We start from the raw sequence: 15426 nt of genomic DNA, 5'->3' as shown, positions 1-15426 counted from the left end.
GTCTAGCCGCGGTCGTTCCAGTGCCGCTGCATTTCCAGGAAGGTCAGTGAGGCCGACCAGGTGATCAGCATGAAACCGGTCAGGGATTCGGTGCCCATCAGGAAGCGCAGCGGCCCCTCGGGGAAGACGTCGCCGTAGCCGAGCGTGGTGAAGGTGATCGCCGAGAGATAGACGTAGTCCAGCCCATTCTCCATGGGCGTCGTGCCGGCCACGGTTCCCGCCGTGGCAGCCGTCAGCCACCAGGCCGCCAGGCCGAACAGCCATATCTCCAGCACATGAGCGGCAAGCAGGCCGTACATCAGTCCCAGGAAGCGCCGCCTTCGGGATGGCGAGGTGCGGCGCATCATCCGGCTGAGCACGCTCGAGGCCTCGAAGTGCAGCAGTACGCAGGCCGCGACCACCACCAAGGTCGTGCTCGCCACCAGCAGGTGGTCCGAGTCCAGCATCGGCTCGATCAAATGGCGCCTCCTCCATTCCGTTGCATCGGATCCGCGTGCTCGAATGACGTGCGTCAAGCCGCCATCCGGGCCGTGTCGACTAGGATATCAGCAGCGGGATAGACAAAGTGGCGCCCGCGACGGTCGTGTCTCCGGGAGGACGGATCATGCGCTTTCATCAGGTTAGAGAGTTGGTGCGTTGGGCGGCGGACTATCACGCTCGCCTCGATGAGGCCTATGCCCAATGGGCTGCCCAGGAAGGTGTCGGCGAACGGCGACGGATGGCGCTGGACTATCTTGCCGAACACGAGCGTCGCATGCAGCACGAGCTCGAGTCCTACTTCGCCGAGGACAGCGAGCATCGCGGGGTGCTCGACACCTGGTTCGACGACCCCGAGGCGTTTCCTCATGCGCCGGTGCTCGAGCGGCTTCCCGGCGGAGACGATGGCGATGATGTCGAGGCGCTGCTGTCCACGGCGCTGACCCTGCACCGTACCCTGCAGGATCTCTACGGGCATCGCCTGGAGCGAGCCGGCAGTGAGCTCGAGAGGGCGTTCTTCGAGGCGCTGGTGAAGGGCGAGGACGCCGAGGTGCGTCGTCTGGTGCGGGATATTCAACGTCTGGAGGCCTACTGAGGCCTGTGGTGCCGATGTCGCCGATCGGCGACGAGTGGGGGCGAGTATCGGGGCCGGCACCCTCGGGCTTTCCGATGAGGCGGCTCGGTGCGGCTGTCCACTGACATCGGGGGGCAGATGCGATATAACGACTCCCACGTTTTCTGGCTACCGGCTTCCCACCCATGACGCAATCCCGAGATGAGCGCTTTCTGCTGAGCCGGCGGCGTTTCGGCCTGCTGGCGCTGAGCCTGCCTTTCTGGTCGACCGCCGCCCCGGCAGCCACCATGATGAGCGACCTGCTGGCCCAGGCCAGTGCGCCGCGAGCCCCCGATGAGCTATGGGTGCTGGTGGATGATCATGAGGCCCGTCTGAGCATCTTCCGCGGTGCCAGCGAGGAGGAGCGCTTTTCCCCGGTCTCGCTGGGGCGCGGCGGTGCCAGGGCAGAGCGGACGCGTGGCGATCGCGCGACGCCGCTGGGCGAGTTTCGGGTGACGCGGTTCAACTACCGAAGCAAGTACCGCACCTTCGTCGGTCTGGATTACCCCACGCCCACGCATGCCCGTATGGCGCTGGATGCCGGAGTCTACAGTCAGCAGGATTATGACGACTACTTCAGCTACTACCGTCGGCATGGTACGCCGCCGCAGGATACGGTGCTGGGCGGGTACATCGGCATTCATGGCATCGGGGTGGCCGACCCGGCGATTCATCGGCGTTTTCACTGGACCGATGGCTGCGTCGCGGTCACGGATCGGCAAATCGACACCCTGTCGGCGATGATCGACATTGGCACGCGGGTCGTCATCCGCTAGTCTTTATATGCGCTAAGGACGTTCTAGCCGGCAGGCGCGTGCTGTCGTGAAAAACGCCCAGCATTTGACGTCTCCGGTTCGCAGCAGGCATTGTTGCTGCATTAGAACCTGCGATAGCAGGACGCCTGGTTGTCAGGCATCACCAACGCAGTACCAAGGAAGACTCAAGGAGAACACCATGACTCTCAAGACTACTCTGAAGCTGTCCGCCGCTGCCGCCTCTCTCGCCGTTCTGGCGGGCTGCGCCTCCTCCAGCGCTCTGGAAGAAGTCCGCACCACTGCCGAGTCTGCACAGGCCGACGCCGCGGAAGCTCGCAGCATCGCGACCCAGGCGCAGAACACCGCCAACCAGGCTCAGCGCGACGCTCAAGCGGCTCTGCAGATGTCTCAGCAGAACCGTGAAGAGATGAACCGCATGTTCGAGCGTTCCATGCGCAAGTAAGTCGTTAGCCGCAGGCCAGGCCTTCAGGCCTGGTGATGCCACGACGGGCCACCCCTCGCGAGAGGGGTGGCCTTTTTTGTGGGTACCGCGATCGTACCGCGTTCGCGCCATCGTGCGATGGATGTGTCGTACCCGATGACGCCGACCGGGTATGAGGTGTCACTTATGGTGCGTTTACCGTGTCGCCAATGGTATTGCCCGGTGTAAGAGATCTCGGACTGTCGCGTAAATGTCATCGCGGTTGTTTTGTAAGACATCTTTATTATCAGTAATTTACATAAACTTGTAGGAGATTTCAGACGGTGTGAAAAGCTCGCGTTCCTTCATACGCTTCCGGCAGCAAGGCAGTCGTTCGGCATCGTTCATCCGGCCGATGAGCGATGCCTCCGGTAGAAAAAGAGAGGAACGTGATGATGGCAGGGAACACGGAATTCAAGACACGGCTCTTTCCGCTGACCGCGCTGGTACTGGCGATCTCGCTGGCCGGCTGCAGCGGTAGCTCCGATATTTCACAGCCGCTGGACGGCGGAAATGGCGGTATGGAAGCCGGGGATGGTGATGGCACCGGCAGCGGTGACGGTTCCGGAGGAGACGGTTCGGGCGGTGATGGCATCGGTGACGGCGACGGCTCGGGTGGCGATGGCGACGGCTCCGGTGGTGACGGCTCCGGTGGTGACGGCGACGTGCAGTCCTCCAGCCTCGAGCGAGTGATCCAGGATGGCAGCGGAGTGACCGGCGGCGTGGGTGATACCGTCACGGCGCTGGGTGGCACCATCCAGCAGGTCGATGCGCCTCTGGTCGGCGGGGTGACCGACGGTAGCGGCCAGGTGCTGAAGGACCTGGGCGACGGCGTCAACCTGCTCTCCGACGGTCTGAATGACGGCCTGGGCAGCCTCGGCACCAACGACAACGCCCTGGGCACGACGCTGGGCGGCGCCACGGGGCTGGTCTCCCAGACCGGCAAGGCCGTCAGCAGTGCCGGTGGCATCGTCGAGGGGCTGGGCTCGCTGCCGGTGCTGATGCAGGTGGAAGACGGCACTGGCGTGCTCGCCAGCCTGGGTGGCACCGTCGACCAGCTCGGCGGCACGGTCACCGCCGTGGGCGATCGTCTGACCTTTACTCTGACCGATGAAGATGGCCATCTGGCCGGCCTGACCACCGAGCTGACCGGCGTCGTTCGTCCGCTGGTCGTCAACGTGGAGGGCACGACTCAGCGCCTGGGTGACACTTTGGTGGTCGGCCCCGTCGGTAACCGCCTGCTGGGTCAGGTCGGCGGCGCCGTGGTCATGCTCGGCGAGCGTCTCGGTGGCGGCGGCGTTCAGCTCGCCGGTGTCGGCGATCTGGTGACCTCGACCGGCCGGCTCGTGGCCGACGCCGGTGGCCTGCTGACCGCCGGTGAGGGCGGCTCCCCGGGCCTCGGCCTGCCCGGCGTCGACGGTGGGCTGCTGGATACCGACAACGGCCTGCTCAACGGACTCGACGGGCTGACAGGTGGTTTGCTGGTGGGCGAGAACGGCCTGGTGGTCGGGGATAACAGCCTGCTTGCCGCGACCCTGTCCGCCGAAGGCGGTCTGCTGGACGATCCGACCCTGGTGCTGGGCGATCTCGGCGGCGGGCTGCTCGGCGGCGAAGGCGGCCTCCTGGGCGGCGATGGTGGTCTGCTGGGTGGCGTGACCGGCGGTCTGGGAGGCTCCGCCGGGGGGCTGCTCGGTGGCGGTGAAGGCGGTCTGCTGGTCGGCGGTGAAGGCGGCCTGCTGGGTGGCGTGACCGGTACCGTGGATGGCGTGACCGGTGGCCTGGTCGGCGGTGAAGGCGGCCTGCTCGGTGGCGATGGCGGCCTGCTGGGGGGCGTGACCGATACCGTGGATGGTGTGACCGGTGGTCTGGTGGGCGGAGAAGGCGGCCTGCTCGGCGTCGACGGCGGCCTGCTGGGCGGCGTGACCGACACCGTCGACGGTGTGACCGGTGGCCTGGTCGGCGGTGAGGGCGGCCTGCTCGGTGGCGACGGCGGCAGCCTGGGCGGTAGCGGAGGTCTGCTCGGCGGCGTCGCGAACACCGTGGATGGCGTCACCGATACCGTCGATGGCCTGACCGGTGGTGCCCTGCAGGGTGTGACCGGCACCGTGGATGACGTGGCGCACGGCCTGCTGGGCGGCGGCACCGACAGCTCCGGTAGCGAGGACTCAGGTACCGAAAGCGGCGGCGGGCTGCTTGGCCTGGGAGGCCTGCTCTGATCGCTCGCTCCATGCGGCGGCAGAAGGCCCGGCAAGTGCCGGGCCTTCTGCCGTGTAGGCCATGTATGACGGAGTGTTGATGATGAACCTCAATTTTCTTCGATTTTGGCTTGCCACAGATCAAGGTTTTTGTACTAATGTAAATTCAGTCTTCGGCATTAGTCGTTCTTAGCTTTGGTGTTAAGGCGTCGAAAGCGTGAAATAACACCATCGGCGGCGCATGCGATTACTGAATGCCATTGCAGGGAATAAATATGATGCCAAGGTTCGGCGTAAAAAATTTATTAGCAAGAAAACTTTCTGGCAAAATGTTAGTGAGTGAAGGAGTTCGGTATAAACTCTTCTCGCTTGCCATGCTTTCCGCGTGTTCGATGAGTACGACGTTGGTGCAGGCCAACGATGTGCCGTCGGTCATCAACGAGCGTCAGCCGACGATGACGCCGCCGGTACAGGACACCCTGGAGCGGCAGCGACAGGGCGGGGCCGAGGTCAGCCTGCCCGGTGCCGCCGAGGCGGTAAGCCCCGAGACGCAGGTGCCGGTGGCCCGGGTGCAGATTCGCGGCGGCAGTGTCTTCGATCTCGAGACCCTGAGTGCCCCCCTTCAGCCGCTCGTCGGGCAACGCGTGGCGGTAAATCGTCTGGTCGAGGCCGTGGAGACGATCACGCGCCGCTACCAGGACGCTGGCTACCCCCTGTCCTACGCCTATCTGCCCAGCAACAACTTCCAGAGCGGTACCCTGACCGTCGTGGTGGTCGAGGGGTATATCGCCCGCACCGAGATCGCCGTGGAAGATACCGCCGTCGCCCAGCGAGTGCGGCGGCTGGCCGATCGGATGCGGGAGGAACGCCCGCTGACCCGCGAGACCTTCGAACGCTACACGGCGCTGATCGAGCGCATCCCGGGCGCCAGCCTGGCGGTCAAGGCGCCGGTGCCGCGCACGCCGTCCGGTGCCACCACACTGCGCGTGGAGCAGCGCGACAGCGACCGCGTCGACGCCGGCCTGACCCTCGGCGGCGGCGACAAGAACGATACCCAGGCGGTCGCGAACCTGGCCTTCCACAGCCATACCCCCTATGCGGAAACGCTCTCCTTCGCCTACCTGATGCCGGTCGACAACGACGATCGCTTCTATGCTGCCCAGTATCGTCAGGAGCTCGGTACCGACGGCCTGCGTCTCAATATGAGCGCCCAGCGCTTCGAGGGTGATGAGGAAGACCCGGTGCTGGTGGAAGGACGGCCCTACGAGGTGGCCCAGGAGAAGGTGCGCGACCGCTTTCGTCTGGGGCTCGACTATCCGCTGCTGATGGAGCGCCGTCGGCGCTGGGACGTCGAGGTCAACGTCGAGCACCTCGACGAGACGGCCGACTACCGCTATCGCTCGGATCAGGGGCCTGAATTGAGGGGGCGTCAGGACCTGCGCTACTCGACCCTGGAACTGGGCACCCACTACCGCCAGGGCAATGCCAGCCGCCGGCTTGAGGCCCGTGCCGAGCTGCGTCAGGGCGTCGACATGGGCAGCAATCGCACCACCACCGAGATTCGCAACGTCGCCAATGGCGTGTCGGTGGCCGCCGATGGCCGGGAGGAACTCGAGTACACGCGGCTCGGTCTCCAGGGGCGCTGGTTGGAGGCGCTGACGCCGAACTGGCGGCTGTCGATGCGCGTGGCCGGCTTCTGGTCGCAAGACACGCTGCCGGCACCGGAACGGGGCACCTATGGCGCCGGCCATTTCGCCCGCGCCTACGACGACGGCGAGGCCGAGGGCGAGCGCGGCTACGCCGGCGAGGTCGAGCTGCGCTACCGCCATGCGCTGGCGGCGTCCTGGGCCTCGCATCTGGAACCCTATCTGGCCGTGGACGGCGCCCACACCGAATTCAACGACAGCGAGCTGGAGTACGACCTGGCCTCGGTGGCCACCGGATTCGAGCTGAGCAATAACCGCCTCTACCGCCTGGGCATCGAATATGCCTACCCCATCGGCGATCGTCCCGCCGAGGACGCGTCGCGGGAAGGGCGGGTCAATGCCCGCCTGAGCTGGGACTTCGGCGGCTAGCGCGCGGAGTCGACGATCTCGCCGCTCATCGGTGGGCGATCTCGTACAAAACCCCTGCCCGGAGCGGTCGATAGAAAAATAAAGACGATAACAACGAAAACGCAGGAACGACGCTGGTGTGGTGTGAACTCACCGGCAGGAGCAGGGCCCCGGCGCGGGACACGTCGGGGCGGTATAAAGGAAAGCAGGACTCAACCAAGCGGGGAAACCACCATGAAACGCTTCTCTCTCTCTCAAGTGTTCGCTAAAGCTCACGCCCATCTGGCATGTCGTCAACTCAATCGCCCCGTCTTTCGTCGACAGCGGGGGGCAACGGCAATTGAATATGCACTGATTGCTGCTCTCGTAGCTATTGCTATTGGAGTAGTGTTTGCCGTTAGTGATGGCACTGACGGTTCTGAGAATGGAGGCTTTCTGGGCATGATAGAAACGCTTTTCGGTAAAGTTGAAGAGGCAGTTGAGTAGGCTGGAGACGCTCCCTGGTTGTGGTTATCTAGTGGAGAATAAGTTTTTAAAGCTTGATATTTAAGGCCTGAAAAAATGTCTCCAAATTTGTTGAAAGCCATCGCCGCCTTGTTGGTGGCGGTGGCCATCGGTCTGGCCTTCGCCGGCTGGCGGATGGCCAATGAGGTGCCGGAGACGGTGGTGACGGCGCCGGCGGTGACTCCCGCGGCGCCCGAGCCCGCCGGCCATGCGGTACTGGCCGCGGCCCGCCCCCTGGCGGTGGGCACGCGGCTGGCGGCGCCCGGCGAGGGCCAGGCGCCGCTGCTTCGAACCATCGATTATCCCGAACCGCTGGACGAGAGCTTCGGCGCGCTGTCCGAGGTGGAGGGGCGGGTGCTGACCCGGCCCCTCGCCCCGGGCGACGTGCTGAGGCCCTCGCACTTCGCCGCCGGCGGCCTGCTGGCCGAGGCCGTGCCGGCGGGTAAGCGGGGCATCGCCGTCAGCGTCGACGAGGTGATCGGCGGCGGCGGCTTCGTGGCGCCGGGGGATCGCGTCGACGTGTTCTTCTACGCCCAGGACAGCGGCGGCGAGCGCACGCGGCTGGCGCGCCGGGTACTGCGCGATATCCAGGTGTTGAGCTTCGGAAGCGCCCTGCGCGGCCAGCCCCTGCCCGAGGGCGGCGAGGGCGGCCCCCAGCGCAGCGGGCGCACCGCGGTGCTGGCGCTGGACGAGGCCCAGGCCCCGCGGCTGCTGTTGGCCGAGGAGACCGGCCGGCTGCGGCTGGCGGTGATCGGCGCCGAGGAGCGTCGCGCCGCCCTGGAACCCACCCTGCCCGAGGGCGGCGATGGCTGGCTGATGCCGGCGTCGCTCGAGGCCGCGAACGACGACGACGCCGAGCCGGACGACCTGGGCGAGCCCGTGGACTTCGACAGCCTGATGGGGCGTGACGGCGAAGCGAGCCCGACGCCGGCCGCGCGGCCGGAACGCCGGAATGGCGGGCGCCGGGTCGTCCAGCAGGTCGGCGGCGAAGTGCGCAGCGTCAGCGTGGGCGGCTGAGACGCCGCCGCGACCATTATTTCAAGCAGGATGCAGGGAACAGCATGCAACGAGCGACGAGTCCTACCTTCCGGCAGCCGCCGGCCCTTACGCGCGCCTGGCCGATGCTGGTGGCGATGTGGCTGGGCCTGATGGCCCTGGTGCTTTCCACGACGGCGTCGGCCCAGGACGGCGGGCGCACGCTGTCGCTGCTGGTCGGCGAGAACCAGCGGCTCGATTACGGCGCCAGCATCACGCGCACCGCGGTGGGACGTGGCGGCGTCGCCGACGTGCGGGTGGTGGGGGACCGCCAGCTGCTGGTGACCGGCATCGGCCCCGGGGCGACCACGCTGAGCGTGTGGTTGGCCGGGCGGCGCACGCCGCAGTCGGTGACCCTCGAGGTGCAGCCGGCGGCGGCCCGGTCGCTGGAGGACGAGTATCGGGTCGAGGCCGGCGGCGAGCGCGGGCGGCTCTTCGGCCAGACGCGTTCGCTGGACCGTCATGACGAGGCCCTGCAGCGCTTCGGCGACGCCCCGCCGGTGGATGCGACCCGCCAGGTCGGGCCGGTGCAGATTCAGACCGATATCCGCGTCGTCGAGGTCAATCGCAGCCGGCTGCAGTCCTACGGCTTCTTCCTCGGGCGCAACAACAGCGGCAATACCCAGTACGCCGTCGGCCCCACCGGCAGCGGCAGCAGCTTCATCAACGACAACAGCCTGGTGGCGCCGCTGAGCGAGGGTTTCTCGATCATCAGCGGCGACAATGACGGCTACCTGGGGGCCATCAGCGCCCTGCGCAACAACGGCTTCGCCTATACCCTGGCCGAGCCCAGCCTGGTGACGCTGTCCGGGCAGAGCGCGTCCTTCCTGGCCGGCGGCGAGTTTCCCTTCCCCAGTAACAGCAGCGACGGCGACGTCTCGGTGGATTTCAAGGAGTTCGGCATCCGCCTGCAGCTGACGCCCACGGTGCTCGACGACGAACGGATCATGCTCAAGGTGGCGCCGGAGGTCAGCGACCTGGACTTCAGCCGCTCCGTGCAGTCCAGCGGCATCGCCGTGCCCTCGCTGAGCGTGCGTCGCACCGATACCACCGTGCAGCTCGGCGACGGCGAAAGCTTCATCATCAGCGGCCTGGTCAGCCAGTCCACCATGCAGAGCGTCGACAAGTTCCCCGGCCTGGGCGACATCCCGGTGCTGGGCGCCTTCTTTCGCTCGACCCGCTTCGAGCGCGAGGAAACGGAGCTGATCATGATCGTCACGCCGCATCTGGTCTCGCCGATCGCCGCCGGGGTCGAGCTCGACGGCCTGCCCGGCGAGGCGCTGGGGCGCTACGATCCGAGTTTCCTGGAGCTGCTGTTCGATCCCCAGGACGCCCGGGAGATCGAGCGGCTCGGCGATATCGGCTTTTCCCGCTAGGAGGTGATATGGGGAGCTGGCGTTCGCTGACGCGACACAAGCCGACCCCGTCGCGGTCGGCGCCCGACCTGACCGACGGCGCCCTGAAGGCGGCGCTGCATCGCGAGGTGATCGAACGTCTGGAGGACGACGAGGCGCTGTTCAGCGACGAGCCCTCGGCGATGCTGGTGCGCATCGAGAGTCTGGTCCGGGACTACTTCGACCAGCGTGCCGAGCAGGTGCCGGTCGAGTCGCTGGAGGCGCTGGCCAGGGAGGTGCTCAACGAGGTCGCGGGCTTCGGCCCGTTGCAGCCCCTGCTGGGCGACGATGGCATCTCCGACATCCTGATCAACGGGCCGCGCAACATCCTGGTGGAGCGCCAGGGGCGGCTGGAGAGCGTCGAGGAATGCTTCATCAACGATGCCCACGTGCTGCGGGTGGTGCGGCGGATGCTGGCCCCGCTCGGGCGACGGCTCGACGAATCCAGTCCGATGGTCGACGCACGCCTGCCGGACGGCTCGCGGGTCAACGTGGTGATTCCGCCATTGGCCCTGGACGGGCCCTGCGTGTCGATCCGCAAGTTCCGTCGCGAGGCGCTCACGGCCGAGGCCCTGATCCAGGGCCGTGCGGTGACACCGGAGCTGATGGCCATGCTGCAGGAGTCGGTTGTCCAGCGTCGCAACATCCTGATCAGCGGGGCGACCGGCTCCGGCAAGACCACGCTGCTCAATATCCTCAGCCGTGACATTCCCGAGCATGAGCGGGTCGTGACCATCGAGGATGCCGCGGAACTTCAGCTTGGCAACAGCCATGTGGTGCGCCTCGAGACACGCCCGCCCAACAGCGAGGGGGAGGGCGAGGTCTCGGCCCGCCAGCTGGTGCGCAATGCGCTGCGCATGCGCCCCGACCGGGTGATCCTCGGCGAGAGTCGCGGCGACGAGGCGCTGGACATGCTGCAGGCCATGAACACCGGCCACCTGGGCTCGATGAGCACGGTGCACGCCAACTCCGCCCGGGATGCCCTGGTGCGCCTGCAGATGATGGTACGCCTGGCTGGCTTCGAGGGCAGCGACGGGCTGGTCAACCAGATCATCGCCACGGCACTGGACCTGGTGGTGCATGTCACCCGGGACGGCGAGGGCCATCGCCATGTGGTCGAGGTCCAGCAGGTGAGGGGGCTCTCCGATGGACGGGTCGAGCTGGCCCGGCTCTATCGTCACGAGGACCGCCGCCTGATCGACGCCGTCGACTGGCACAAGCATATCGAGGATGCCGCATGAATGCCTGGCAACTCTGGGGCCTGACCATGGCGCTGCTGCTGGTGGCCGCCAGGCTGCTGTGGCGCAGCGCCAACCACGAGAGCGACAAGGTGCTGCGGGCCGACAAGCCCAGACGACGCACCCGACGACGCCCGCCGTCCGAGTCGCTGATGCAGTGGCTGTTCGACTACCTGCTGGCCGCCGGCATTCATGCCACGCCCCGGGGGATAGCGATCGTCGGCGGGCTGGTGCTGGTGGCGGTCGTGGTGGCGCTGATGCTGCTGTCTCATCTTGTCGGTGTGCTGCTGGTGCTGGGGGCGCTGGTGTTGATCAACCTGATCCTGCGGGGGCGGGCGCAGCTCCTGCGCCGCCGTCTGCGCGCCCAGCTGCCGGGCTTCATGGAGCAGGTGGTGCGCGACCTGGGCACCGGTGCCACCGTCGAGATCGCCTTTCGCCGCAACGGCGAGACCGCCACCGGCCTGCTGCGCGAGGCCACCGCGCGGGTCAATGTTCGCCGTGAGCTGGGCATGGAACTCCACGAGGCGCTGCATCGTGAGGCACAGCTGCTCAAGCTGCAGGAGTTCGACCTGCTGGCCACGGCGGTGGAGGTCAACCAGACCCACGGGGGCAGCCTGCGCGACATCCTGGGCAGCTTCGTCGAGCTGCTTCGTCAGCAGGAGAAGGGGCGTCGCGAGCTGCGGGCGCTTACCGGCGAGACCCGGGTCACGGCCTTCGTGCTGGCGGCGGTGCCGGTGGCGATGGCGGGGTTCATGTGGTTCAGCAACCCCGAGTTCCTGGCGCCGATGTTCGACAGTGCCGGCGGCCGCATGGGGCTGTGGGTGGCCGTGCTGCTGGAGGTGGGCGGCTGCGTGGCGCTGTGGCGGATGCTCAAGTCGATATAGGAGAAGGCCATGGTGTGGCTGATGACGAGTGCCTTGCTGGTGCTGGCGGCGGCCGGGATCTGCCTGTGGCTGTCCCGCGTCGGGCCGCGCGAGACGCCAGCGGCGGGGCCGACCCAGGGGGAAGGCGGCAGCCGACGCCAGCAGGTGGCGGCCATGGAGGCGCGACTGATGGGCAGCGGGCGGATCATCTGGCGCCGGCAGACCCGCGGTCGCCCCTGGCTGGCGGAGCTGGCGCTGGTGCTGCGTCAGGCGGGCTTCATCGGCACTCGCGCCCAGCTTCACCTGCTGTTTTCCGTGGCGCTGGTGGTCTTCGGCGTGTTCAGCGGCGGCGTGCTCCACGCTCTTCAGGGTGGCAAGGCCTGGCTGCCGGCCATGACGACCGGTCTGGCCTTCGCCGCGCTGGCGGCCGTCGGTGCCTGGATCTGGCTGAAGCGTGTGCGCCGTCGCCGGGTGGCTCGGCTGAACGAAGAGGCCGAGATGGTCATCCAGGTCACGCGCATGTTGTGGGAGTCCGGCATGACCCTGGAAGGCGTGCTGCGCGGCCTGATTCACAACCTCGATGAGACCTGTCCCGAAAGCGTGCGGGAGCTGCGGCTGATCCTGCTGCGCATCGAGGCGGGGCAGGCTCGCGAGGAGGTGCTCGAGGAGCAGTCGGCCCTCCAGGCCAGCGAGGGGCTCGAGGACCTGCTCAAGCTGCTGGCGCAGATATCGTCGTCCGGGGGCGGCGCACGGCGGGCGATGCTCGACCTGAGCCACCGGCTGCGCGACCGTCGCCGCATGCGCATCCAGGAAGCGGTATCGAGCCTGTCGGGCAAGATGTCGCTGGTGATGATGGTGTTCCTGTTTCCGGCCTTGCTGATCGTGCTGGCCGGGCCGGCGGTGATCAACCTGGGCGGCATGCTCGGGAGTCTGGGAAATTGAGGGGCAATCCATGATGACAAGACGCCTTCGAGCCGGACTGTCGGCGTGGGGCCTGGTGATGCTCGGCGGCTGTGCCGGCGGCGTGGAGCCAATGTCGATGATCGGGCTGGGGCAGCGCGACGAGGTGAAGGAAGTCACCGGCCCCTGCGGCGAACGCTACAGCGCCGATACCGGGCTGCGCATGGACATGATTCGCCAGCAGATGGAAGACGGGCGCTCGCGCTCGGCCCTGGCGCATCTCGACGAAAGTGGCTTCGACTATGCCGAGGCCGCCCTGATGCGGGGCGATGCGCTGCGCGACGTGGGGCGGCGCGACCAATCGGATGCGGTCTACGAGACCCTGGCGGGTGGTTGTCTGGCGGCCGATGCCTTCCATGGTATGGCACGCAACGCGGTGGCGCGCGGTGATCGTGAGCAGGCGCTGGTGCTGATGCGCCAGGCGCGGGATGCTCGCCCGACCGACGCCGAAATCCGCAACGACCTGGGCTACCTGCTGATGCTGGAAGGCAAGCCGAAGCCGGCCCGGGAAGAGCTGCTGACCGCGCTGGAGCTGGGCGGTACCGGCCGGCGGGCCGCCTCCAACCTGGTGATGCTGATGATGCAGGAAGGGCGTGTGGTCGAGGCCGAACGGCTGGCCCGACGCTACGACCTGGATGACGAACTGGTGGCCCGCCTGCGCCGGCTGGCCACCGACGAGCGAGCCCGAGAACATGGATAACGTCGAGCAAGGAGATCGCGGGATGCCTATCAGCAGGATGATGAAGCGTTTGCGGTGCCTGGGCGCCTGCGGGGTGATGCTGATCGCCTCTCCGCTGGCCTGGGCACAGGGCGAGGCGCCCTCCTCGCAGGGCGCGATGCCGGCGGCGGACCACCGCAGCGCCGAGGTCGGCGAGCGCACCGAACGGCTGCTCGAGCTGCAGCGCAGCGGACGCATCGCCAGCCGGAACCGCCAATCGCTGTCCGGGGAAGTGCAGTCGCGGATCTATGAGCGCTACCTGCAGAGCTTCACCCACGCGATTCCCGACGAGTACATCGACCTGAGCTTCGGTGAGTGATGACGACCTGCCGCCTCTACGTTCCGCGTCGCCAACGAGGCGTGATCGGCCTGCTCGGCGCGATGGTGATGCTGCTGGTGGTGCTGTGCATCGCCCTGGCGCTGGATACCGGGCGGCTGTACATGGAAAAGCGCAATCTTCAGCGGGTGGCGGATCTGGCGGCGCTGTCGGTGGCGTCCCGCTGCGAGACGCTGTCTTCCTGCGATCAGGCAGTGACCTATGCGCAGGATGTACTGGAAGACAACGGCTATGCGCGAGAGCTGGTCGACGGTGATGGCATTACTCTGGGGCGAGTGGCATTGGTGGATGTGGCCGTAGAGGGTGGTCCCACGTCTTATCGACGCTATGACTTCGATGACTCCTTGCCTCAGGATGCCGTCCAGGTCGTACTGGAAGACCCGGTATCGCCTCCGCTCATGGCGGCTTTTGTGCCCGATGACGGCGACGCCAGTGATGGCCACACCATCATCCTTCAATCGACGGCAGTCGCGAGGAAGGCGACCTATGTGGCGTTTTCCGTAGGCTCTCGCCTGGCCTCTCTGGATAGTTCCGAATCTTCTTTGTTGGCACCTTTGCTGGGCGGTTTGCTGGGCAGCGATGTGCCGCTGTCCCTCGTTGGCTATGAAGGGGTGCTGGATACTCGGATCACGCTGCTGGAGTTGGCTTCGGAAATACCAGCTCTTGGAGTGGATTTGGCGGCGCTGACAGTCGACGAAGTGCTCAATACCAGTGTGACCTTGTCCGAGCTGCTGGAATTGTCGGAAAGCGTACTGTCCGATAGAGGATTGCTTGCATCCGATCTAGCAGTGCTGGGCGAGATGCAAAGCGCCATGAGTCTCGATGTTGGAACCGCCGATATCAACCTTGGGGAGCTTCTCGATATCCGATCGGCCGAAGGCGTCGACGATACCGAGGCCTTGAAGGCCGGCGTTCGTCTGGGCGACTTGCTGGGCACTAGCCTGCTGCTGGCCAACGAGGGGAGCGCGATTTCGTTGAAGGATCTTGATGTCGACTTGACGGCCGTGACGGCCAATGTGGATTTGACTGTGATCCAGGCGCCGCACATTGCCGTGGGTCCCATCGGCTGCACGGATGGAGATGCGTGCGATGGGAGCAATTGGAAGACCACAGGCAAGACGGCGCAGCTGGGGCTTGATGCCATGTTCGATATTAACCTGCTGGGCGTTCTGAATCTCCATCTGTCACTTGATGACATTGCGGCGGCGCAGGCCCAGGCGGGTGTCGAATCAATTGCCGCGAGTGACAGTGGCTATGACATCGGTGTGGGGGCCGTTGTTCAGCCTCTGGCGGTCGATGATATAGGCGTATCAGTCGAGGTTCTGGAGGCTTTCGATGGACTGATCAACGTCGCGTTGGAAAATGCCTCTACCACGACGGTAAACGGTGGAGGCTCCGGCTACGAGACTCAGGTCATCAGTGGCTGGCCGGACGCCGATTCCGCGGACTTCGTTTCGGGAGCCTCGGGTGTCACGTCGGCGGTAAGCAGTCTGCTGACGAGTCTCGAGCTAAAGGTCAGCCTCGGTCCAGATGCTGATCAGTGTAATGGCAACTGGTTGTGTGAACTGACCAGCGGTCTCTTGGGGCCTATCAACGATATTCTTGGGTCCACCCTCGATAGCATTTCTGACCTGGGCGAGGCGCTGGCACTGGCGCTAAGTGATGTGGTGAATCCCTTGGTCGATGATGTGATAGACCCGCTACTGCTCGACGCGATGGGGCTGGGCATCGGTGAGGCAGAGGTCAGGGTGATCGAGGTGTCGTCTTCGGGAGTGGAGCTCGTCCAGTGATGCGATCATGTC

15 protein-coding genes are annotated in these 15426 nt (G+C 66.2%); 14 read left to right on the top strand and 1 reads right to left on the bottom strand.

Annotation, left to right across the window (positions count from 1 at the left end):
* Nucleotides 1–2: 2 nt before the first annotated feature.
* A complete protein-coding gene (locus C9J49_RS10640; protein WP_107182061.1) occupies nucleotides 3–458 on the bottom strand; it encodes an ion channel in 456 nt (151 codons plus the stop codon).
* A 146-nt stretch (nucleotides 459–604) separates the two neighbouring features.
* Between C9J49_RS10640 and C9J49_RS10635 the strand changes: the two genes are divergently transcribed.
* The 14 genes from C9J49_RS10635 (at nucleotide 605) to C9J49_RS10570 (ending at nucleotide 15414) form a co-directional block, all read left to right on the top strand.
* Entirely contained in the window at nucleotides 605–1072 is a 468-nt protein-coding gene (locus tag C9J49_RS10635; RefSeq protein ID WP_246124635.1) for a 2-hydroxyacyl-CoA dehydratase, read from the top strand.
* Between the two features lie 164 nt (nucleotides 1073–1236).
* Nucleotides 1237–1866: a murein L,D-transpeptidase family protein gene (locus C9J49_RS10630; RefSeq protein ID WP_046080194.1), complete on the top strand. Its 630-nt coding sequence runs from the start codon at nucleotides 1237–1239 to the stop codon at nucleotides 1864–1866.
* Nucleotides 1867–2044: 178 nt separating this feature from the next.
* Nucleotides 2045–2308 carry an Lpp/OprI family alanine-zipper lipoprotein gene (locus C9J49_RS10625; protein WP_016854575.1) on the top strand — a complete coding sequence of 88 codons (264 nt, stop codon included), beginning with the start codon at nucleotides 2045–2047 and terminating at the stop codon, nucleotides 2306–2308.
* A gap of 410 nt (nucleotides 2309–2718) precedes the next feature.
* Entirely contained in the window at nucleotides 2719–4542 is a 1824-nt protein-coding gene (locus C9J49_RS10620) for a collagen-like triple helix repeat-containing protein (protein WP_107182059.1), read from the top strand.
* Nucleotides 4543–4913: 371 nt separating this feature from the next.
* Nucleotides 4914–6596 carry a ShlB/FhaC/HecB family hemolysin secretion/activation protein gene (locus C9J49_RS10615; RefSeq protein ID WP_258394004.1) on the top strand — a complete coding sequence of 561 codons (1683 nt, stop codon included), beginning with the start codon at nucleotides 4914–4916 and terminating at the stop codon, nucleotides 6594–6596.
* A gap of 213 nt (nucleotides 6597–6809) precedes the next feature.
* Complete coding sequence (locus C9J49_RS10610) at nucleotides 6810–7061, top strand: Flp family type IVb pilin (RefSeq protein ID WP_107182058.1); 252 nt, start codon at nucleotides 6810–6812, stop codon at nucleotides 7059–7061.
* Nucleotides 7062–7151: 90 nt separating this feature from the next.
* Entirely contained in the window at nucleotides 7152–8096 is a 945-nt protein-coding gene (gene cpaB / locus C9J49_RS10605) for a Flp pilus assembly protein CpaB (protein WP_181454284.1), read from the top strand.
* Nucleotides 8097–8140: 44 nt separating this feature from the next.
* Nucleotides 8141–9490, top strand: a complete 1350-nt coding sequence (locus C9J49_RS10600) for a type II and III secretion system protein family protein (RefSeq protein WP_107182056.1) — start codon at nucleotides 8141–8143, stop codon at nucleotides 9488–9490.
* Nucleotides 9491–9498: 8 nt separating this feature from the next.
* Complete coding sequence (locus tag C9J49_RS10595) at nucleotides 9499–10749, top strand: CpaF family protein (protein WP_107182055.1); 1251 nt, start codon at nucleotides 9499–9501, stop codon at nucleotides 10747–10749.
* The gene (locus tag C9J49_RS10590) at nucleotides 10746–11630 is read left to right on the top strand and encodes a type II secretion system F family protein (protein ID WP_052719398.1); all 885 of its coding nucleotides are present in this window, start codon (nucleotides 10746–10748) and stop codon (nucleotides 11628–11630) included. Before C9J49_RS10595 ends, C9J49_RS10590 begins: the two co-directional genes overlap by 4 nt.
* Before the next feature lie 9 nt (nucleotides 11631–11639).
* Nucleotides 11640–12551 carry a type II secretion system F family protein gene (locus tag C9J49_RS10585; protein WP_052719399.1) on the top strand — a complete coding sequence of 304 codons (912 nt, stop codon included), beginning with the start codon at nucleotides 11640–11642 and terminating at the stop codon, nucleotides 12549–12551.
* 10 nt (nucleotides 12552–12561) lie between these two features.
* On the top strand, nucleotides 12562–13269 hold the full coding sequence (locus C9J49_RS10580; protein ID WP_107182054.1) for a tetratricopeptide repeat protein: 708 nt from the start codon (nucleotides 12562–12564) through the stop codon (nucleotides 13267–13269).
* Nucleotides 13270–13291: 22 nt separating this feature from the next.
* Nucleotides 13292–13606, top strand: a complete 315-nt coding sequence (locus tag C9J49_RS10575; protein ID WP_181454283.1) for a DUF3613 domain-containing protein — start codon at nucleotides 13292–13294, stop codon at nucleotides 13604–13606.
* Nucleotides 13606–15414: a pilus assembly protein TadG-related protein gene (locus C9J49_RS10570; RefSeq protein ID WP_107182052.1), complete on the top strand. Its 1809-nt coding sequence runs from the start codon at nucleotides 13606–13608 to the stop codon at nucleotides 15412–15414. The genes C9J49_RS10575 and C9J49_RS10570 overlap by 1 nt, the downstream gene beginning before the upstream one ends.
* Nucleotides 15415–15426 lie beyond the last annotated feature (12 nt).

Origin of the sequence: Halomonas sp. SL1, from assembly GCF_003030865.2 — a bacterium.
In the GTDB taxonomy this organism is placed as follows: Bacteria; Pseudomonadota; Gammaproteobacteria; order Pseudomonadales; family Halomonadaceae; genus Halomonas; species Halomonas halophila.
This window is presented reverse-complemented; position numbering and strand designations above follow the sequence as displayed.